Below are 15,715 nucleotides of genomic sequence, written 5' to 3' on the forward strand. Positions count from 1 at the left end.
GGTAATCACCTTTAGGTCGCGACGCCCAGTCGGCGGAGCTGGTCCAGGGGATACGGGGTCTCCCTGTTCCCGTCCCGGAGGCGGCGGAAGAAGTCCCCCATCACCGCGGTGAGCGGGGCGTGGCGGGTGATGATCGCCGCGGCGGTGTCCGGGATGCCGGTGGGGCGCTCGCCCCGGGCGTACGCGCGTATCCGGGCCTCGCGCTCGTCCCGCCCGTGGCCGTACAGGTCGGTGACCAGCCAGTTCACCAGGTAGCTGAGGGAGTAGCAGCGGTCGTAGGTGCGGTGGCGGTCGTAGAAGGCGGTCTCCTGCGGGGACAGGTCGAAGCGGGAGGAGAGGGAGAGGCCGTAGTCGGCGAAGTAGAGGCGGTGGCCGTCGGTCAGGATGTTCTCGAAGTGGGTGTCGAAGTGCAGCAGGCCTCGGCTGTTCATGAAGGAGACGCCTGCGGCCAGTTCACGCTCCACCAGGGCGCAGGCCCGGTCGGCGGCCTCGGCGCCGGCGGCCGTCTGTTCGCCGAGCCAGTGGTGGAGGTTCTGCGGGATGTATTCGAGGAACAGCGCGACGCTCGCGGTCGACTTCTGGAGGGCCTCGATGCGGTGGCGTACGTGCGGGCTGCCGCCCCAGTGGGCGACGGCCCGTTCGACGTCGGCCAGTTCCTCGGGGAGGGGCGTGGAGTCCGGCAGTACCCGCCAGTGGTGCATGAGGGGGAAGCCGTCGTACTCCCCCGCCAGCGCCCAGTTCGTCGTCATCGTGTGTACGGCGAGTTCCCGCCAGACGCCGAAGCCGGGGCTGCCGATGCCCTGCCGGCCGATGCCGTACTGACAGAAGGGCGGGAGTCGGAAGAGGTTCGCCGTGGAGTGGACGTGCGACGGTCGCCGTTCCGGGTCGGTGAGGGGTACGCGCTTCACGAAGACCGGGGTTCCGGCGACCTCCAGCAACGCCGACTTGCCGCCGATGCCGGAGCCCAGCGGGGCGGCCGTGTCGAGGAGTTCGCCCAGGGCGCGGTCGCTGTGCAGGGCGAGAGCGGTGGAGACGGCGCTGTGGGCGGTCAGGCGCGCGCCGTGTGACATGTCCGAAGGGTTCACCGCTGATGCGTAGCACGTGGGGGCGGCCTCGGTCGTCCGCTTCGGCCGGCCGTGCCGGGTCGTGCCGAGTGGCGGATCACTCGGCGTCGAGCTGGTGGTCGGCCCAGACGTAGCTCTCGGGCAGCAAGTCGACGACAGGGACGGTTCGGACGCGGTCGCCTTCGCCGACGATGACCCTGAGGGCGGGGAAGTAGTCGAGAAGGACCTGACGGCACCGGCCGCACGGGGGCACGACGCCCCGGTCGCGGTCACCGACGGCGACGATCGTGTCCAGCTGGTAGATCCCCTGGGCGGCTGCCGCGCCGATGAGGACCAGCTCGGCGCAGGGGCCTCCGGTGAAGTGGTAGGCGTTCACCGCCGTGACGACCCGGCCGTCCTGAGCGCGGGCCGCGGCCGCCATGGTGTGGTTGTCGCCCCGGCAACGAGTGCGGGCGACGTGCGCCGCGGCCTGGATGAGTTCGTGATCGACGTGGTGGGCCTTGGTGGTCATCTTCTCCGCCTTCGTCAGGTGTCAGACGACGTTGACCCGAGTGACGAGGGTGCGCAAGCGTATATCCGCGGTGTGCTTGTTGCGCCGGGCGATGTGGCGCAGGGCCGACGAACTGGGCCTCACGCCGCCCGGACCCCGCACCCGAACGGGACATTGCCGTCGGCTCCCCCCACCACCGTCACGCGCACCCCCCGACACGCCACCCGCGCCCGCACCCGCTTCCTCGGGAGCCAAGGGCCACCAGGGCGAACCACCGTGGCGGTCACGCGGGCGTCACCGCGACCACCACCCCCTGGTCCGCCGCGGGCGACACCGCCGCCGACACGCGTACGGCCGCCTCGCGGGCGACTCGTCCCGCGCGGTCGGCGCCGGAGAGGAGGAGGGGCTGGAGCTGTTCCAGGCCGGAGACGAGCAGCTCCTCACCGGCGATGAGGAGCGGGCGGGCCGCCTTCGCGGTGACGGCCGCGGCCTCGGTGAGGTCGGCCAGGGAGGGCAGGGTCGCCCGTACGACGCCCGCGCCGGCGGCGGCCGCGCGTTCGGCGAGGGCGACCTGGAGGGGTATCAGGGGGGCGAGCGCGGCGGTCAACGCGTCGGCGATACGGCGGAGTTCGGGGGTCGAGTCGCGCAGGACCTCGGCGGCGGAGTGAAGGACGGGGGTCAGGGCCAGCAGGGTGCCCGCGGCCAGGCCCGCCGCCGCCGGGAGCAGGGGGGAACTCGCCTCCACCAACTCACCGAGGGCCGCCGCGGCCTCCTCGACCGCCGGTTCGACCGCGTCGAGGACCGGCAGCAGGCTGTCGCCGATGGCGGCGAGGAGGGCCTGGGCCGGTTCGCTGACGGGGTGGACGGCGAGGGGCGCGCCGGTGGTGCCGAGCCGGGTCAGGGTCTCCACGACGCGGTAGAAGGCCTCCTGGGCCTGCGGCGACGCGCTCGCCTCGGCCAGCTCGGCCGTGGTCCTGCGCAGTACGCGCAGCACCTCGGCGCCCGAACCGTCGCGCGGATCAAGGGTGTTGACAGCGATCCGGGTGATGTTCCCGGCCGTGTCGAGGAGTTGGCCGGTGATGTCGGTCGTGGTGCGGGCCATTCGCACCAGGTCGTCCCTGCCGGGCAGGGACGGAATCAGCGACGGAATCAGCGACGGGATCGGGGCCATGGGGTCCTCCTCGCCTTGCGCGAAGCCTCACCTCGTACCGGAGCGGTACCGGAGCCGAAGCCCGGGGCCGAGCCGGTTCCGCGTCCAGCATGCCCCCTCCGGCGCCCGAAGAGGCGTCGTTCGAGGCACTCGTGACGGTTGGGCCCTCTTGTTGCCCAGGAGTCGAACAGGTAGACCACCTGTGGTTGACCGCCCGTGGTTGACACCCGCACCGGCACGTCCAAGGAACCCCACTCCAGGAGGTAGCGTGCGTCCGCCGAGACCCGGCCCCAGATCCGCACTGTTCGGCGTTGCCGCCGTCACTGTCACCGCAGGGTCGCTCCTGATAGCCCCGCACCCCGCGGGCGCCGACCCGAAGCCCACCGTCCGCGAGGGCTCCGCACTGCCGCAGGGCGCCGCCAAGGCCCCGGCGAGCGCGGCCCGACGGGCCCTCACGGCGCCGGTGGCCGACCTCGCCGACACGGCCGGTTCCAGTCGCGGTTACCCCCGCGAGCAGATCCTCTCCCCCGACCCGGAGAACCCGGCCGATAAGTCCGTCAAGCTCGGCCTCACCCCGTACCACGCCATCGCCCCGAAGCTGAACGCCCTCCAGGGGCTCGGTGACCGGGTGAGCGTCGAGATCGCCGGACGCTCGGCCGGCGGTCACCGGCTCTACCTCGTCACCGTGACCGCCCCGGAGACGGCCCGCCAGGCCCGTGGCCAGGCGCGGATGCGTGAACTCATCGAGTCCGCACCGCGGTCGGCCGCCAAGAGCCCGGAGATCAAGAAGTCGTACAAGACGCCCGTCTTCTTCAACAACAACATCCACGGCAACGAGTGGGAGGGTACGGACGCGTCCCTGAAGCTCATCGAGCGCCTCGCGACCGCGAGCGACACGAACACGAAGGACCTCCTCGCCCACTCCCGCCTGTACTTCAACATCACCGCCAACCCGGACGGCCGTATCGCCGGCACCCGCACGAACGCCAACGGCTTCGACATGAACCGGGACTTCGTCACCGCGTCGCAGCCCGAGGTGCGGGCGATGCGCCGGATCCAGATCGACAAGCAGCCGGCCGTGATGCTCGACCTGCACGGGTACGTCAACGGCACGCTCATCGAGCCGACCACTCCCCCGCACGGCGAGAACTACGAGTACGACCTCTTCCTGAAGAACACCTACGCCAACGCCCTCGGCATGGAGTCCGCTGTCAACGGCCTCGGCTACACGCCCGAGAAGGACGGCGTCGACCCGGCCCAGATCCCGTTCCGCGACTCGGCGGAGGGGTGGGACGACTGGCCGCCGATCTTCACCCCGCAGTACGCGGCCTTCCACGGCACGGTCGCCGCGCACACCGTGGAGATCCCGCTCCGGGTGAACAACGCGGCGTACGAGTCGCTGCCGGTCGACGAACTCCGCCGCCGTTCCGCCATCAACGTGGACGTGGCGGGCGCGGCCCTCCGCGCGACGCTCGACTTCGTGCGGCAGCAGCGGACTTCGCTCATCGCCGACCAGATCGAGGTCTTCCGCCGTGGTGCGACGGGCGCCGCCCAGGTCCCCGTCTCCGAGGAGACCGTGCCCGGTGTGCCCGGCATCGGTCCCGAGGACGTCTACACGACCGAGTTCCCGCGCGCGTACGTCATCCCGGCGGGCACCGCCCAGCGGTCCGCCACGGCCGCCGCGCGCCTCGTCGACCACCTGCTCGCCAACGACGTACGCGTGACCCGCGCGACCCACTCCTTCCGGCTCGGCGGGCGGTCGTACCCGAAGGGCTCGTACGTCGTCGACATGCGTCAGCCCAAGCGCGGGCTGGCCAACGTCCTGCTGGCCGACGGGCGGGACATCAGCGACAAGGTCTCGGTGATGTACGACATCTCCGGCTGGAGCCTGGGCCGGCTGTGGGGCGCGAGTGTGGTGGGTGTCGACAGCGGCCGGCTGTCGGCCGTCCCCGTACGCCCCGTGACGGCGGCGGCCCGCGTCGGTTACGTGGCCCCGCGCGGCGATCTGCGCCTGCGCCTCGACTCCCCGCAGGAGATCGCGGCCCTCAACTCCCTTCTGCGAGAGGGGGTTTCCGTGCGGCAGGCGGCCGACGGCAGCGCACTCGTCCCGTCCTCGGCGCGTCGGAAGGCGGAGGCGCTCGCCAGGTCGTACGACGTGGCCTTCGACGCGACCAGAACCGTCAAGGGCACCCCCCTCCACCATGTCCGCGTCGCCGCGGCCGTCACGGCGGGCGAGCTGTTCGCCCTGCGGGAGATGAACTTCGACGTGGTCCCGGTGTCGACGGCGATCCTCAACGCGGGCTTCGACTGGTCGAGGGCCGACGCCCTCTTCGTGTCGTCCGGGCTGTCGTACGGCGGTCTGAACGCGTCCGCCCGTACGGCCCTCACCGGCTTCCTCACCACCCACGGTCTGGTCGGCCGGGGCGCGACCGGCGCCACGCTCGCCTCGGCCACCGGACAGCTGAAGGCGACCGCGGTGGAGGGCAACGGGGACGCCAACGGCGTTGTCCGCGTGGTGAATTCGGGCGGTCCCGTGACCGGCGGCGCGCCGGACCACAGTTTCGTCTACGCGCCCGTCTGGTTCACCGACCTCGGCCCCGGCGTCACCGTCGAGCAGTCGTACGGCACCGGCGACCCACTCGTCTCCGGGCACTGGCGGCCGCTGGACGACGGCACCGGCGGACCGGCAGCGGCGGCGGGGCAGGCGTCCGTCGTCAGCGGCCCCAACGCGGTTCTCTTCGGCACGGAACCCCTCTTCCGCGACCACCCGAAGGGGGAACTCCCGCAGGTGGGCCGCGCGTTGCTGACAGTGTCCTGACCCATCGTCGGTCGATTGTTGTCGATTTCATCCAGGCGGGAGCGCGATGACGCAGCAGACAGGGGAGGCCACCGTCCACGGCACGGTCGCCGACGGCTTCGAGGCGGTGCGCGCGGAGTTCGCCGCGTTCGTGGCCACGGAACGGTCCGACTACGAGGGGCAGTTGACCGCGTATGTGCACGGGCGGCGGGTCGTCGACCTGTGGGCGGCCCCGGAGGCGGACGCGGCGACGGGCGGTGACTCGCTGCACGGGGTGTTCTCCTCCACCAAGGGGGCCGCCCATCTCGTCGTCGCACTCCTCGTCCAGGACGGTGTGCTGAAGCTGGACCGTGAAGTCGCCCACTACTGGCCGGAGTTCGCGGCCGAGGGCAAGGGTTCGGTGACCCTGCGGGAGCTGATCACGCACCGGGCGGGGCTCCTCGGCATCGACGCCGGGTTCACGGACGAGGAGCTGGCGGACGACCGCGTCATCGCCGAACGCCTCGCCACCCAGCGCCCGTTCTGGCGCCCCGGCAGCGCCTTCGGCTACCACGCGTTCTCCATCGGGGCGCTCACCGGAGAGGTCGTACGGCGGGCGACGGGTCGCACACTCCAGGAGGTGTACGAGGAACGGGTCCGCGCCCCGTACGGCCTCGACTTCTTCCTGGGGCTGCCGCCCGAGCACGAGCCCCGCTTCCGCACCGTCCTGCCGATGACTCCCACGCCCGCCCAGCAGGCCGAGCTGGACGCCGTGCCGAGCGGCCCGCACACGCTGTCCTCGATCGCGTTCAACAACCAGGTGCCGGACCCGGGCGAGCTGACCGACTTCCCCAACTCCCCCGCCGTCCGCGCGAGCGGCCAGGCGTCGGCGGGCGGCATCGCCTCCGCGCGCGGCCTCGCCGGCCTGTACGCGGCGACCATCAGCACGGTGGACGGCCGACCGCCGCTGCTGAAGCCCGACACCATCGCCGAGGTGGGCCAGATCCACTCCCTCGGCTTCGACCTCGTCGCCCGCGCCCCCAGGGCGTTCGGCCTCGGCTTCCAGGCGACCGCCGAAAACCTCTATCCGTTCCTCGGCGCCGGTACCTTCGGCCACAGCGGCGCCGGCGGCTCCCAGGCCTTCGCCGATCCGCGCAGCGGCCTGGCGTACGGCTACACCCGCCGCCGGATGGCCTTTCCGGGCGGGGCGGCACCGGAGAACGCGGGGCTGGTGCGGGCGGTGCACACGGCGGCGCTGGCGAGCTGAACCCGCACGTCCGCACACATGGCGGAGTCCGCACCCCACGTCCAGGGATGCGGACTCCGTCGTGTGAACGACGGGATCAGGCGGGCGTCACGGTTGTGGGCTCAGATCTTCACGATCATCTTGCCGGTGTTGTCGCCGCGCAGGACACCGAGGAAGGCTTCGAGGTTGTTCTCGATGCCCTCGACGACGGTCTCGCGGTACTTGAGTTCGCCCGAGGCGACCCAGGGGCCGACCTCCTGGACGAACTGGGGCTGGAAGTCGTAGTGGTCGCCGACGAGGACGCCCTCGACGCGGAGCCGGTTCTGCAGGATCTTGACCATGTTGCGCGGGCCGGGGGTCGGCTCGGTCGCGTTGTACTGGGAGATCATTCCGCAGATCACGGCGCGGCCCCGCAGGTTGAGCGCGCCTATCGCGGCCTCCAGGTGCTCGCCGCCGACGTTGTCGAAGTAGACGTCGATACCGTCCGGGGCGGCCTCCTTGAGCTGCTCCCAGACCGGGCCGTTCTTGTAGTTGAAGGCGGCGTCGAAGCCGTACTCCTCGACCAGCAGCTTGACCTTCTCGTCGGAACCGGCCGACCCGATGACCCGCGAGGCACCCTTGAGCCTGGCGATCTGGCCGACCTGGCTGCCGACGGCACCGGCGGCGCCGGACACGAACACCGCGTCGCCCTCCTTGAAGGCGCCGACCCGCAGCAGACCCGCGTAGGCCGTCAGGCCCGTCATGCCGAGCACACCGAGGTACGCGCTCAGCGGCGCCGCGTCCGGGTCGACCTTCACGGCCTGCTTGGCGTCGAACGTCGCGTACTCGCGCCAGCCGCCGAAGTGCAGCACGTGGTCGCCGACGGCGATGCCCTCGGCCCCGGAGGCGACGACCTCGCCCACGGCACCGCCCTGCATGGCCTTGCCCAGCTCGAAGGGGGCGACATACGACTTCGCGGCGCTCATCCGGCCACGCATGTACGGGTCCACGGAGAGGAACTTGTTCCGTACGAGGACCTCACCCGTGCCGGGCTGCCGGATCTCCGCCTCGACCAGGGCGAAGTCCTCGTCCTTGGGCCAGCCGACGGGGCGGCTCAGCAGGTGCCATTCGCGGCTGGTGGCGGGGAGGGCGGGTGCGTCGGACATGGGGAGCCTTCCTGCTGGTGCGGTGGTGCGGGTGGTCGGTCAGGGGTGGTCGCGTACCGCATACCGTGCGGTTACTTCATTGCCTGAAACAACCATGCGCCTGAATATTTCATGCTGTCAAGTAAAGGGGTAGCCTGGAGCCCATGGCCCCACAGAGGACGACCCGCCGCATCGACCCGCTGACCCTGGAAGTCGTCGAGCTCATCGGCACGGTCGTGGCCCGCTACCACGAGGAGTACGAGGACGCCGCCGCGGAACACTCCCTCACCGGCGCCCAGGCCCGCCTCCTCGGTCTCCTGTCCCTGGAACCGCTCCCCATGCGCCGCCTCGCCCAGAAACTGCGCTGCGAACCGTCGAACGTGACGGGGATCGTGGACCGACTGGAGGGGCGAGGGCTTGTGGAGCGGCGCCCCGATCCGAACGACCGCCGCGTGAAGCTGGCCGCGGCCACGGCCGAGGGGCGCCGGGTGGCTCGTAGCCTGCGGGACTCCCTGGACTTCGCCCGGGAGCCGCTGGCGGGGTTGAGCGTGGCGGAGCGGGAGTCGTTGCGGGAGCTGCTGCGGCGGATGCTGGAGGCGTAGGGCGGCGGGCGCTACGCGTCGCGTCCACTCACCGCTGAGGGCTCCGCTCGGCGGTCACGGGGCGCGGCTCGCCGTCGAGTGCCTCCTCCGTGTCCGTGGCCTGGACGTCCGGTTCTCCGCCAGGAGTCGGCAGGAGGGGAGCGCTGCCGGCGGACGGCACGCGCCTGCCGCCGAGTCGCATGGAGAAGCGGCTGGTCGTCTGGCGCTGCGGCCGGTATTCGTACGCATAGCCGTATGCGCCGCCCTCGTCCTTCGACGACGTCATGTTGAGGACCGTACCGAGCACGGCAGCGCCGACGCGCTCCAGCGTGCGGAGGGTGGCGCCGACCTGGTCACGGCTGGTGCGTGAAGCCCGCACCACGAGCAGGTAACCGTCGACGGCGGAGGCGATCACGGAGGCGTCCGCCACCGGCAGCACCGGCGCCGTGTCCACCACGACGTGGTCGAACTTCTCGGCGAGAGAGCGCAGCACGGCCCGCAGTTGGGCGCTGCCCAGCAGCTCGGTGGGATTGGGGGGTACCGAGCCGCTGGTCAGCACCGAGAAGGAGCCCGCGGACTGCAGCACTTGGTGCACCTCGGCTTGGCCGATCAGCACGGTCGTGAGCCCGGCGTCCCGGACCAGGCCCAGGGTGCGGGCGGTGGAGGGGCGGCGCAGGTCGGTGTCGACCAGGCACACCGAGGCGCCGGTCTCGGCCAGGGCCGCGGCCAGGTTGATCGCGACGCTGGTCTTCCCCTCACGGGGTAGCGGGCTGGTCACCGCGATGACCTTCGGGGGCTGGTCCACGTCCACGAACCGCAGGCTGGTGCGCAGCCGCCGGTAGCCCTCGGCGCGCAGTCCGTGCATGTCGTCGCGCACCGCCACGGGATGGCGTACCGCGCGTGGGTCGTGCGTGATGCCGCCGAGCACGGGGGGCCCGCCGAACCCGGCCAGCAACTCGGTCAGAGCCTTGAGGCTGCGTACCGAGCGATCCATCGACTCCCTCGCCACGGCCAGACCGGCCCCGAGGACCAGCCCGGCCATCAACCCGATCGCGAGGTTCACGGCGGGGCGCGGGGACGAGGGCGCGGAGGGCACGGAGGCAGGCTGGGTGACGGTCAGTCGCACGGGCGACGTCTCGGCGTCGCCCGGGCTCTCCAGGGTGCGGACCACGTCGGCGAAGCGATCGGCCACGGCATTGCTGATCCGGGCAGCCCGTTCCGGCCGGGTGTCGGTGACGGTGAGCCGGATCAGCACCGTGTCGGGCTGCGTGGTCGCGCTGATCCGATGGCTCAGTTGAGTCGGCGTCATGTCGAGCCGCAACGTCCGCACGACGTGCCGGGTCACCAGAGGGCTCGCCGCCACCTCCGCGTAGGACTGAACTCGGGCCTGAGTGAAGACATTTCCCTGAGCGAGCCGGAGCGTGTCGGTCCCCTCCCGCACGGAGACGAAGATTTCCGTGCCGGCCTGGTACTCCGGAGTCACGGTGTGGGGGGTGAGCACACCGACCCCCGTTCCCAGAAGAGCCAGCAGGGTGATGGCCCGCCAGCGGCGAGAAAGGACTCGTAGATAGTCGCGCAGGTCCAAGGTTCCTGTCCCTGTTCGGATCCGGTAAATAGAGCCCCACCATACGACATCAGGTGATGAATCCGGCATTCGACCTAAAAGGAGGGCAGTTATGTAGTAAATGTGGCATTAGAGGGCGATTCCGCAGATAGGGAGTGTGTTGCGCGCCAGTGCCACACATGGCCGAGCATGCTCAGCTTCGTGCGGGCTTTGAGCCCAGGAGTCGGTCGGCGCGAAGGGACGCGAAAAAGGTGCACGGATCAATGGCGTGGCAAGCATCTGCCGCTACTGCGCTGCCATCGATACAGAGGTCCAGTGGAACGGGGCCGGAAGACGACGAACTCGCGTGTCGCTTCCCGATGACGGCCACTCGGACGCCAGCACTGTCTCAACTACGGGTGGCGATCAGTTCCAAGGTCCTCACCCACAACGTGGGCGGCAACACCACCTATGCCACCACGCTCTACCGGCACCTCGCCCTGCGAGGAGTCGTGCACCGGCCTCTGTGGCCGACTCTGGGCAATCTCACCGGAGTCGGCCGCGCCACGGCCTACGCCCTCGCGGACGCCGTGCTTTCGCCCCTGCCCTGGGCACTGCGTGACGCCGACCTCCTCCACTACCCCGCCGACACCGGCGCGTTGATCCGCAGCAGTGCGCCGATGGTCGCGACCGTGCACGGGGCGGCCTCGCTGCACCTGCCGGTCCGGCGTCCGGGGGCGGCGCGGATCTGGCAGACACGCACAGGACGGCTGGCGCGGCTGGCGGACGCGGTGGTGACCGTCTCGCGTTCCTCGGCCGACGATCTTGTGCGGGCGTTCGAAGTGCCCGCACAGCGGATCCATGTCATCCCTCATGGCGTCGACACGGCCCGGTTCCACACCGACGCCCGGGACGACGCCGCTGTCCTGGCGAAATTCGCGCTCCCCGAACGGTTCGTGCTCTACCTCGGCAATCTGGACCCTCGCAAGAACGTCCCCTCGCTGATCGCGGCCATGGAGGACCCGCGACTGGTACGAGCCGAGGTGCCGCTCGTAGTGGCCGGTGCTCCCGCTTGGGATGCCGGGCCCACCCTCAAGGCACTTGGTACGTCACCGCGGGTGAGGTATCTCGGACCGGTCGGCGGCGAGGCCGTGGCCCCGCTGATGCGGGCCGCCGAGGTGTTCGCGTTCCCCTCCCGCTACGAAGGGTTCGGGCTGCCGGTGCTCGAGGCGATGGCCTGCGGGACGCCCGTGGTGACCACGCGGGCCGGATCGCTCCCCGAAGTGACCGGGGACGCGGCACTGACCGTGGCCGATCCCTCGCCCGCCGCCCTGGCATCCGCGCTGAGCACCTTGCTCTCCGACGAGGCCGAGCCGGCACGACTGCGCGAGGCGGGGCGAGCCCGGGCCCGCCAGTTCTCCTGGGAGAAGTCCGCCGCCGCCCACCACGAGTTGTTCGTCGAGCTGGCGGGGGGCCGAGCCCGCCGGGGGCGAACGGGTACGAGGGCTGTCCGGTGATCGTGGTGCTGCACGCCTACAGCCGGGGCAACGCCGGGGACGGACTGCTCATCGATGAGACCCTGGCCCTTCTGGAACGCCTCGGTACCCCCGCCGGCCGGGTACGGGTCGTGGCGCACGATGCGGATTCCTTCTCCGATCTCCCGGATGTCATCAGTGCCCATGCCCGGGGCAGCGGCATGGGACGACGAGTGCTCGGCGCGGCCGCGCTGCTGTCCGGTCTGGAGCACCCGGTCCGTACCGCGATCGGCGAGGCCGAGGCCCTCCTGGCCGTTGGCGGCGGCTTTCTGCGCAGCGGACGGTGGGAGGAAGGCGCCCGGACGATGCTGGCCCACGGCGGTCAGCTGCGGGCCGCCGCGGCGGCGGCCAGGCGTGGAATCCCGGCGCTGTACCTGCCTGCCAGCATCGGCCCGCTGCGGGGACCGACAGGACGTCTCCTGCGACGCTGGCTGATGGACATCCCGTCGGTGTTCGTGCGCGACGACAGAAGTCTGGGGTTGCTGCCGCACGCCTGCCGGTTCCCCGACCTGGCTCTGCTGCGGCTGGCCCGTACCGGGGTCGCTCCGGCCGAGCCCCGGCAGGACGGCCCGGTACTGGTGGCCGCGCGTTCCCTGCCAGGCCGCTCCGGCTATTCCGACGCGCTGCGCTCCCTCTTCCACGCCTCCGCCGGGCGTGGCGACCTGGTGCCCGTCGCCCAGGCTTGCGTCGGAAGCAACAACGACGACCGGGCGTTCTGGGCCAGTACCGGGCTCACCCGGGCAAGCGTGCCGACGCTCGGGGACGCTCTCGCCACCGCTCGGCCCGCCGTTGTGGTCTCGGTGCGCCTGCACGGTGCCGTGACAGCCCTGCTGGCCGGCGTGCCGGCCATCCATCTGAGCTACGAACGCAAGGGCCCGGCCGCCTTCAGTGACCTGGGTCTTGAACGCTGGCTGCATTCCGCGCGCAGTTTCGATCCCGTACGTGTACGCGCGCAGATCGACGCTCTGAAGGCAGACCCGGAATCGTACTGGGGACAGGTGCGCCGGGCTCTGCCGCGCCTGCGTGCCGAGGCGGCGCGGCTGGATGTCTCGGCCGCCCGGGCTCTTGGGCTGCCTGCCGCCGCCGTTCCGGGCCCGGAGGGCTTCAGTGTCTGAAGAGGGGCGAATCACCGGCACGCTCGAAAAGCGCTCGGGGCAGACGAATTCGACCACCGGCCCCCGGCCGACACGACTGCCCCTGCGCCGCGGATCGTGGTGGCTGCAGCCCTCGTGGCCGGTGGCCCTGTCCGTGCTGCCCGGCGTACTGATCGCCACCTCGGTGAGCGATGCGTCCTTCCGCATCTGGTGGCGTACACCGAAATTCGTCACCGGCACCATGGCGGTCCTCCTCCTCACCCTGCTGGCCGCGTTCGTCGCCGGTGTGCTGCTGGCTTCCGCGGGTGCGTCCTCGGAGACGCACAAGCGGCACCGGGGGTACGTGGAGTTGTCCCCCGGGCAGCAGCGGCTGCTGCTGCATGCGGGGCGATTGCTGCTCGTGCTGACCTTCGCCGGCTACCTCGCGTGGCTGCTCATCGGAGTACTGCGCGGTCTCCAACTGGCACAGCTTTTCGCCGTGACCCGGTTGGAAACAGGAGCCATCGTGGAGGTCAAACGCCTGCTCACTCCGGTGGCCGGCGTGACCACACAGACGCAGTTCGGGCCCATGGCCGCCGCCTGTCTGATGCTCCATCAGCGTGCCACGGGAAAGCGCCACCCCGTCGCCATCACGATGTTGCTGCTGCTCGCCACGGTGCGCGCGCTGGTTCATGCGGAGCGTCTCGCACTGCTCGAAGTGATCACGCCCATGATCGTGCTGGCTGCCGCTCTCGCCCCGACGCGCCGCACCCGGCCCCGCCCGTCGTCTCCGCGCAGGTCCTCCGGCGACTGGAAATGGGCGCTGGCCCCCCTGTTCGCCCCCCTGCTGCTGATCTGCGTCTTCGCCGGCTTCGAGTACACCCGCAGCTGGAACGACTACTACAGCCGGCAAGGCGGCAGCTACCAGGAGTTCATTGTCCAACGGTTGGGTGGCTACTACGCGACCGCAGTCAACAACTCCATTCTCTTGCGTGACCACATGGCGCCCCACCTCGAACTTCCGTACTACACCGTGAAGTTCCTCTGGGAATTTCCTGGCGTTTCCTTGCTCGTCGACCAGCCACAGCTTCTCGGTATCGAACCCAGGAGCGGGTGGAAGGCCACACTGTTGCTGCACGCGAATCCGGAGTTCAACAGCGAAGGCGGCATGCTGGCGCCCGTAGTCGACTACGGAGGCTTCGGTGCGGTGGTGTTCTGGATCGTTGTCGGATACGGCTTGGGCCGCTGCTATCAGGCCCTGAGAGCGGGGCACCCAGGAGCCCTGCTGCTCTACAGCGTCCTCTTCGTCGGGACGGTCGAACTGGCCCGCTATTTCTACTGGGGCCAGGGCAGGGCGTTTCCCGGAATCCTGGCCGCCGTGCTGCTCGCCTGGGCATTGCACAATGTCCGTGACCGTGCGGAGAAGCAGCTGTGACGGATTCCTGGGGCTCTATTCCAGGGAAAGCGGGAGGACTCGGCCGGCCATTCCTTCCGCGCGGCCCAGCGTGACGTGCAGTTTCAGCAATGCCGTGCGCGGTCGACCACGCAGCAATTCACCGACCGATTGCGCCGCAGGACCCGCCAGTGAACGGAAACACCGCCCATGGCCGTGGTGTTGTTGCAGGACGCGGCCGGTGCCTCGTGCGTACCGCCGCGCCTTCAACCTGTAGGTCACGTTCCCGGGGTCGACTTCAGTCCCGTCGTATACCCGGATCGCGGGATCGAACCAGAGTGGAAAGCCGCTGCGCAGCCCGCGCAGCAGAAGGTCGGCGATCTCACCCGACTGCCAGGGCGTACAGGACCCCACACCGAATCCGGGGTTGAAATTCCCCACGGTGGTGAAGTAGCCGCGCTCGAAAAAGCACGTTGCCTCCATCGTCCACCTCCACAAGGTCCGTTCATCCAGGGGGCGCGGTTTCTCCACGGTGCCCATCCTTCCGACGGTTCCCGCCGTGGTGCGCAAGGTTCCGGACACACACCCTCCGTGACGGCGCAGCGCGCCCACGGCCCGCTCCACTGTGTCGCGCTGGTACCACACGTCGTCGTCCGGGAAGCCGATGACATCGCAGTCGGGGAGGGCGGCGATCCCGTCGTTGCGTCCCTTCGACGCTCCGCCGCCGGAGGCCACTCGGATCAGGGGGAGCCGTGGCTGCCAACGGTCGACGAGCCGGCGTACGTCATGGCCGCCGCTCTGGTCCGCGATGACGACAGCGGCCACGGGGTGGCTCTGGGATTCGACGCTGCGCAGCAGCGCGTCCAATGCGGTGGTTCTTCCGATGGTGGTCACCACCAGTGCGACCCGCGCGTCACTCACACGCTCTCCGTCAGCCCGAGGGAGCGGGTGAGTGAGTGCTGAATCGCTTCGATGGGGCGGTCGAGGGCTGTGAGGTGGTCGGTCCACTTGAAGTCCCCGCCGTGCACCTTCTTGTGCGGAATCCGCAGTGCGGGAATGCCGAACGACTGGGCGACGATGACGCCATGCAGGGACGACGAGGCGATCGAGGAGCACGCACCGATGGCGGCGACGACATCGTCGACCGGAGCAGTCACATCGATGACGGTGTCGGCCCAAGACGGACAGCTTCGGTCGGCGTAATGCGGCACGAACCCGGTGCGGAAACGCACCGGTGGCCGTGGCCACAGCGCGGAGACCAGCAGCCCGGGATCACCGGTCGGCACCTCCACTCCCAGCGCCTCGGCCGTGAGTCGCCCCCGCACCGCCCGGATGTCCAGCCGTCGGTCACAGCTCCCGGGCTTGATGAACCCGCTTCCCCAGACAACCAGTCCCGCTCGGGCGCTCTTGGCGACGTGTTCCATGATGGAACCGACTGTCACGAGCTCTGCATGCTCCAACGGAACACGCCGTACGGACAGGCCGAGTCTTTCCAGAATTCGCGGGCCCAGTTCGTCACCGAAATTGGTCCAGTTGGCGCGTGGTGGACGCCACCACCAGGTGGCCACTGCTTCCGTCGTCACGTTACCTCCTGCGAGCAGTAACTGCGCACGGAGGATCTGCAGGAAGGAATGACACGCGCGGATTCGGCCAAATGGTGCAGGACGTTCCTACTGCGGACGGTACCTGTACGCCATGCCATTCGGATCTGACAGTTCCTCTGGTCTGACTTCTTAGGAT

General features: G+C 70.2%; 13 protein-coding genes. 6 read left to right on the forward strand and 7 right to left on the reverse strand.

Features of this window, described 5'->3' with window-relative positions; genetic code table 11:
- Positions 1-11 precede the first annotated feature (11 nt).
- The 3 genes from JIX55_RS16380 to JIX55_RS16390 all read right to left on the reverse strand — a co-directional run bounded on the left by JIX55_RS16380 (position 12) and on the right by JIX55_RS16390 (position 2,725).
- On the reverse strand, positions 12-1,070 hold the full coding sequence (locus JIX55_RS16380) for a serine/threonine-protein kinase (protein WP_257564066.1): 1,059 nt from the start codon (positions 1,068-1,070) through the stop codon (positions 12-14).
- Positions 1,071-1,161: 91 nt separating this feature from the next.
- Positions 1,162-1,575 (reverse strand): cytidine deaminase family protein, encoded by a 414-nt coding sequence (locus JIX55_RS16385; RefSeq protein ID WP_257564067.1) that lies wholly within the window; start codon positions 1,573-1,575, stop codon positions 1,162-1,164.
- A 262-nt stretch (positions 1,576-1,837) separates the two neighbouring features.
- A complete protein-coding gene (locus JIX55_RS16390; RefSeq protein ID WP_257564068.1) occupies positions 1,838-2,725 on the reverse strand; it encodes a hypothetical protein in 888 nt (295 codons plus the stop codon).
- Between the two features lie 247 nt (positions 2,726-2,972).
- On the opposite strand from JIX55_RS16390, the gene JIX55_RS16395 reads away from it, so the two are divergent.
- Both JIX55_RS16395 and JIX55_RS16400 read left to right on the forward strand, forming a co-directional pair.
- On the forward strand, positions 2,973-5,522 hold the full coding sequence (locus JIX55_RS16395) for a M14 family zinc carboxypeptidase (RefSeq protein ID WP_257564069.1): 2,550 nt from the start codon (positions 2,973-2,975) through the stop codon (positions 5,520-5,522).
- Between the two features lie 46 nt (positions 5,523-5,568).
- Positions 5,569-6,747: a serine hydrolase domain-containing protein gene (locus tag JIX55_RS16400; RefSeq protein WP_257564070.1), complete on the forward strand. Its 1,179-nt coding sequence runs from the start codon at positions 5,569-5,571 to the stop codon at positions 6,745-6,747.
- Positions 6,748-6,848: 101 nt separating this feature from the next.
- On the opposite strand, the gene JIX55_RS16405 is transcribed toward JIX55_RS16400, so the two are convergent.
- Positions 6,849-7,871, reverse strand: a complete 1,023-nt coding sequence (locus JIX55_RS16405) for an NADP-dependent oxidoreductase (RefSeq protein WP_257564071.1) — start codon at positions 7,869-7,871, stop codon at positions 6,849-6,851.
- A 143-nt stretch (positions 7,872-8,014) separates the two neighbouring features.
- Between JIX55_RS16405 and JIX55_RS16410 the strand changes: the two genes are divergently transcribed.
- A complete protein-coding gene (locus JIX55_RS16410; protein ID WP_257564072.1) occupies positions 8,015-8,452 on the forward strand; it encodes a MarR family winged helix-turn-helix transcriptional regulator in 438 nt (145 codons plus the stop codon).
- Positions 8,453-8,480: 28 nt separating this feature from the next.
- Here the strand turns inward: JIX55_RS16410 and JIX55_RS16415 are convergent, their stop codons facing one another.
- The gene (locus tag JIX55_RS16415; protein WP_257564073.1) at positions 8,481-10,016 is read right to left on the reverse strand and encodes a polysaccharide biosynthesis tyrosine autokinase; all 1,536 of its coding nucleotides are present in this window, start codon (positions 10,014-10,016) and stop codon (positions 8,481-8,483) included.
- 377 nt (positions 10,017-10,393) lie between these two features.
- On the opposite strand from JIX55_RS16415, the gene JIX55_RS16420 reads away from it, so the two are divergent.
- Genes JIX55_RS16420 through JIX55_RS16430 form a run of 3 tightly spaced genes read left to right on the forward strand, consistent with a single transcriptional unit; the run spans position 10,394 to position 14,017 of the window.
- Positions 10,394-11,491: a glycosyltransferase family 4 protein gene (locus JIX55_RS16420; RefSeq protein WP_257564074.1), complete on the forward strand. Its 1,098-nt coding sequence runs from the start codon at positions 10,394-10,396 to the stop codon at positions 11,489-11,491.
- Positions 11,488-12,624, forward strand: coding sequence for a polysaccharide pyruvyl transferase family protein (locus JIX55_RS16425; protein WP_257564075.1), 1,137 nt, complete (start codon positions 11,488-11,490; stop codon positions 12,622-12,624). Before JIX55_RS16420 ends, JIX55_RS16425 begins: the two co-directional genes overlap by 4 nt.
- Positions 12,617-14,017, forward strand: coding sequence for a hypothetical protein (locus JIX55_RS16430; protein WP_257564076.1), 1,401 nt, complete (start codon positions 12,617-12,619; stop codon positions 14,015-14,017). Before JIX55_RS16425 ends, JIX55_RS16430 begins: the two co-directional genes overlap by 8 nt.
- 15 nt (positions 14,018-14,032) lie before the next feature.
- Here the strand turns inward: JIX55_RS16430 and JIX55_RS16435 are convergent, their stop codons facing one another.
- A complete protein-coding gene (locus JIX55_RS16435) occupies positions 14,033-14,896 on the reverse strand; it encodes a glycosyltransferase family 2 protein (protein WP_257564077.1) in 864 nt (287 codons plus the stop codon).
- Entirely contained in the window at positions 14,893-15,558 is a 666-nt protein-coding gene (locus JIX55_RS16440) for a polysaccharide pyruvyl transferase family protein (protein ID WP_257564078.1), read from the reverse strand. The genes JIX55_RS16435 and JIX55_RS16440 overlap by 4 nt, the downstream gene beginning before the upstream one ends.
- Between the last annotated feature and the right edge of the window lie 157 nt (positions 15,559-15,715).

This window comes from Streptomyces sp. DSM 40750, assembly GCF_024612035.1.
Lineage (GTDB): Bacteria > Actinomycetota > Actinomycetes > Streptomycetales > Streptomycetaceae > Streptomyces.

What these genes read in the sequence shown, in the direction of transcription:
- JIX55_RS16390 (WP_257564068.1), bottom strand. Translation starts at nt 2,725, where the DNA reads ATGGCCCCGATCCCGTCGCTGATTCCGTCGCTGATTCCGTCCCTGCCC.
- JIX55_RS16400 (WP_257564070.1), top strand. Translation starts at nt 5,569, where the DNA reads ATGACGCAGCAGACAGGGGAGGCCACCGTCCACGGCACGGTCGCCGAC.
- JIX55_RS16380 (WP_257564066.1), bottom strand. Translation starts at nt 1,070, where the DNA reads ATGTCACACGGCGCGCGCCTGACCGCCCACAGCGCCGTCTCCACCGCT.
- JIX55_RS16410 (WP_257564072.1), top strand. Translation starts at nt 8,015, where the DNA reads ATGGCCCCACAGAGGACGACCCGCCGCATCGACCCGCTGACCCTGGAA.
- JIX55_RS16385 (WP_257564067.1), bottom strand. Translation starts at nt 1,575, where the DNA reads ATGACCACCAAGGCCCACCACGTCGATCACGAACTCATCCAGGCCGCG.
- JIX55_RS16405 (WP_257564071.1), bottom strand. Translation starts at nt 7,871, where the DNA reads ATGTCCGACGCACCCGCCCTCCCCGCCACCAGCCGCGAATGGCACCTG.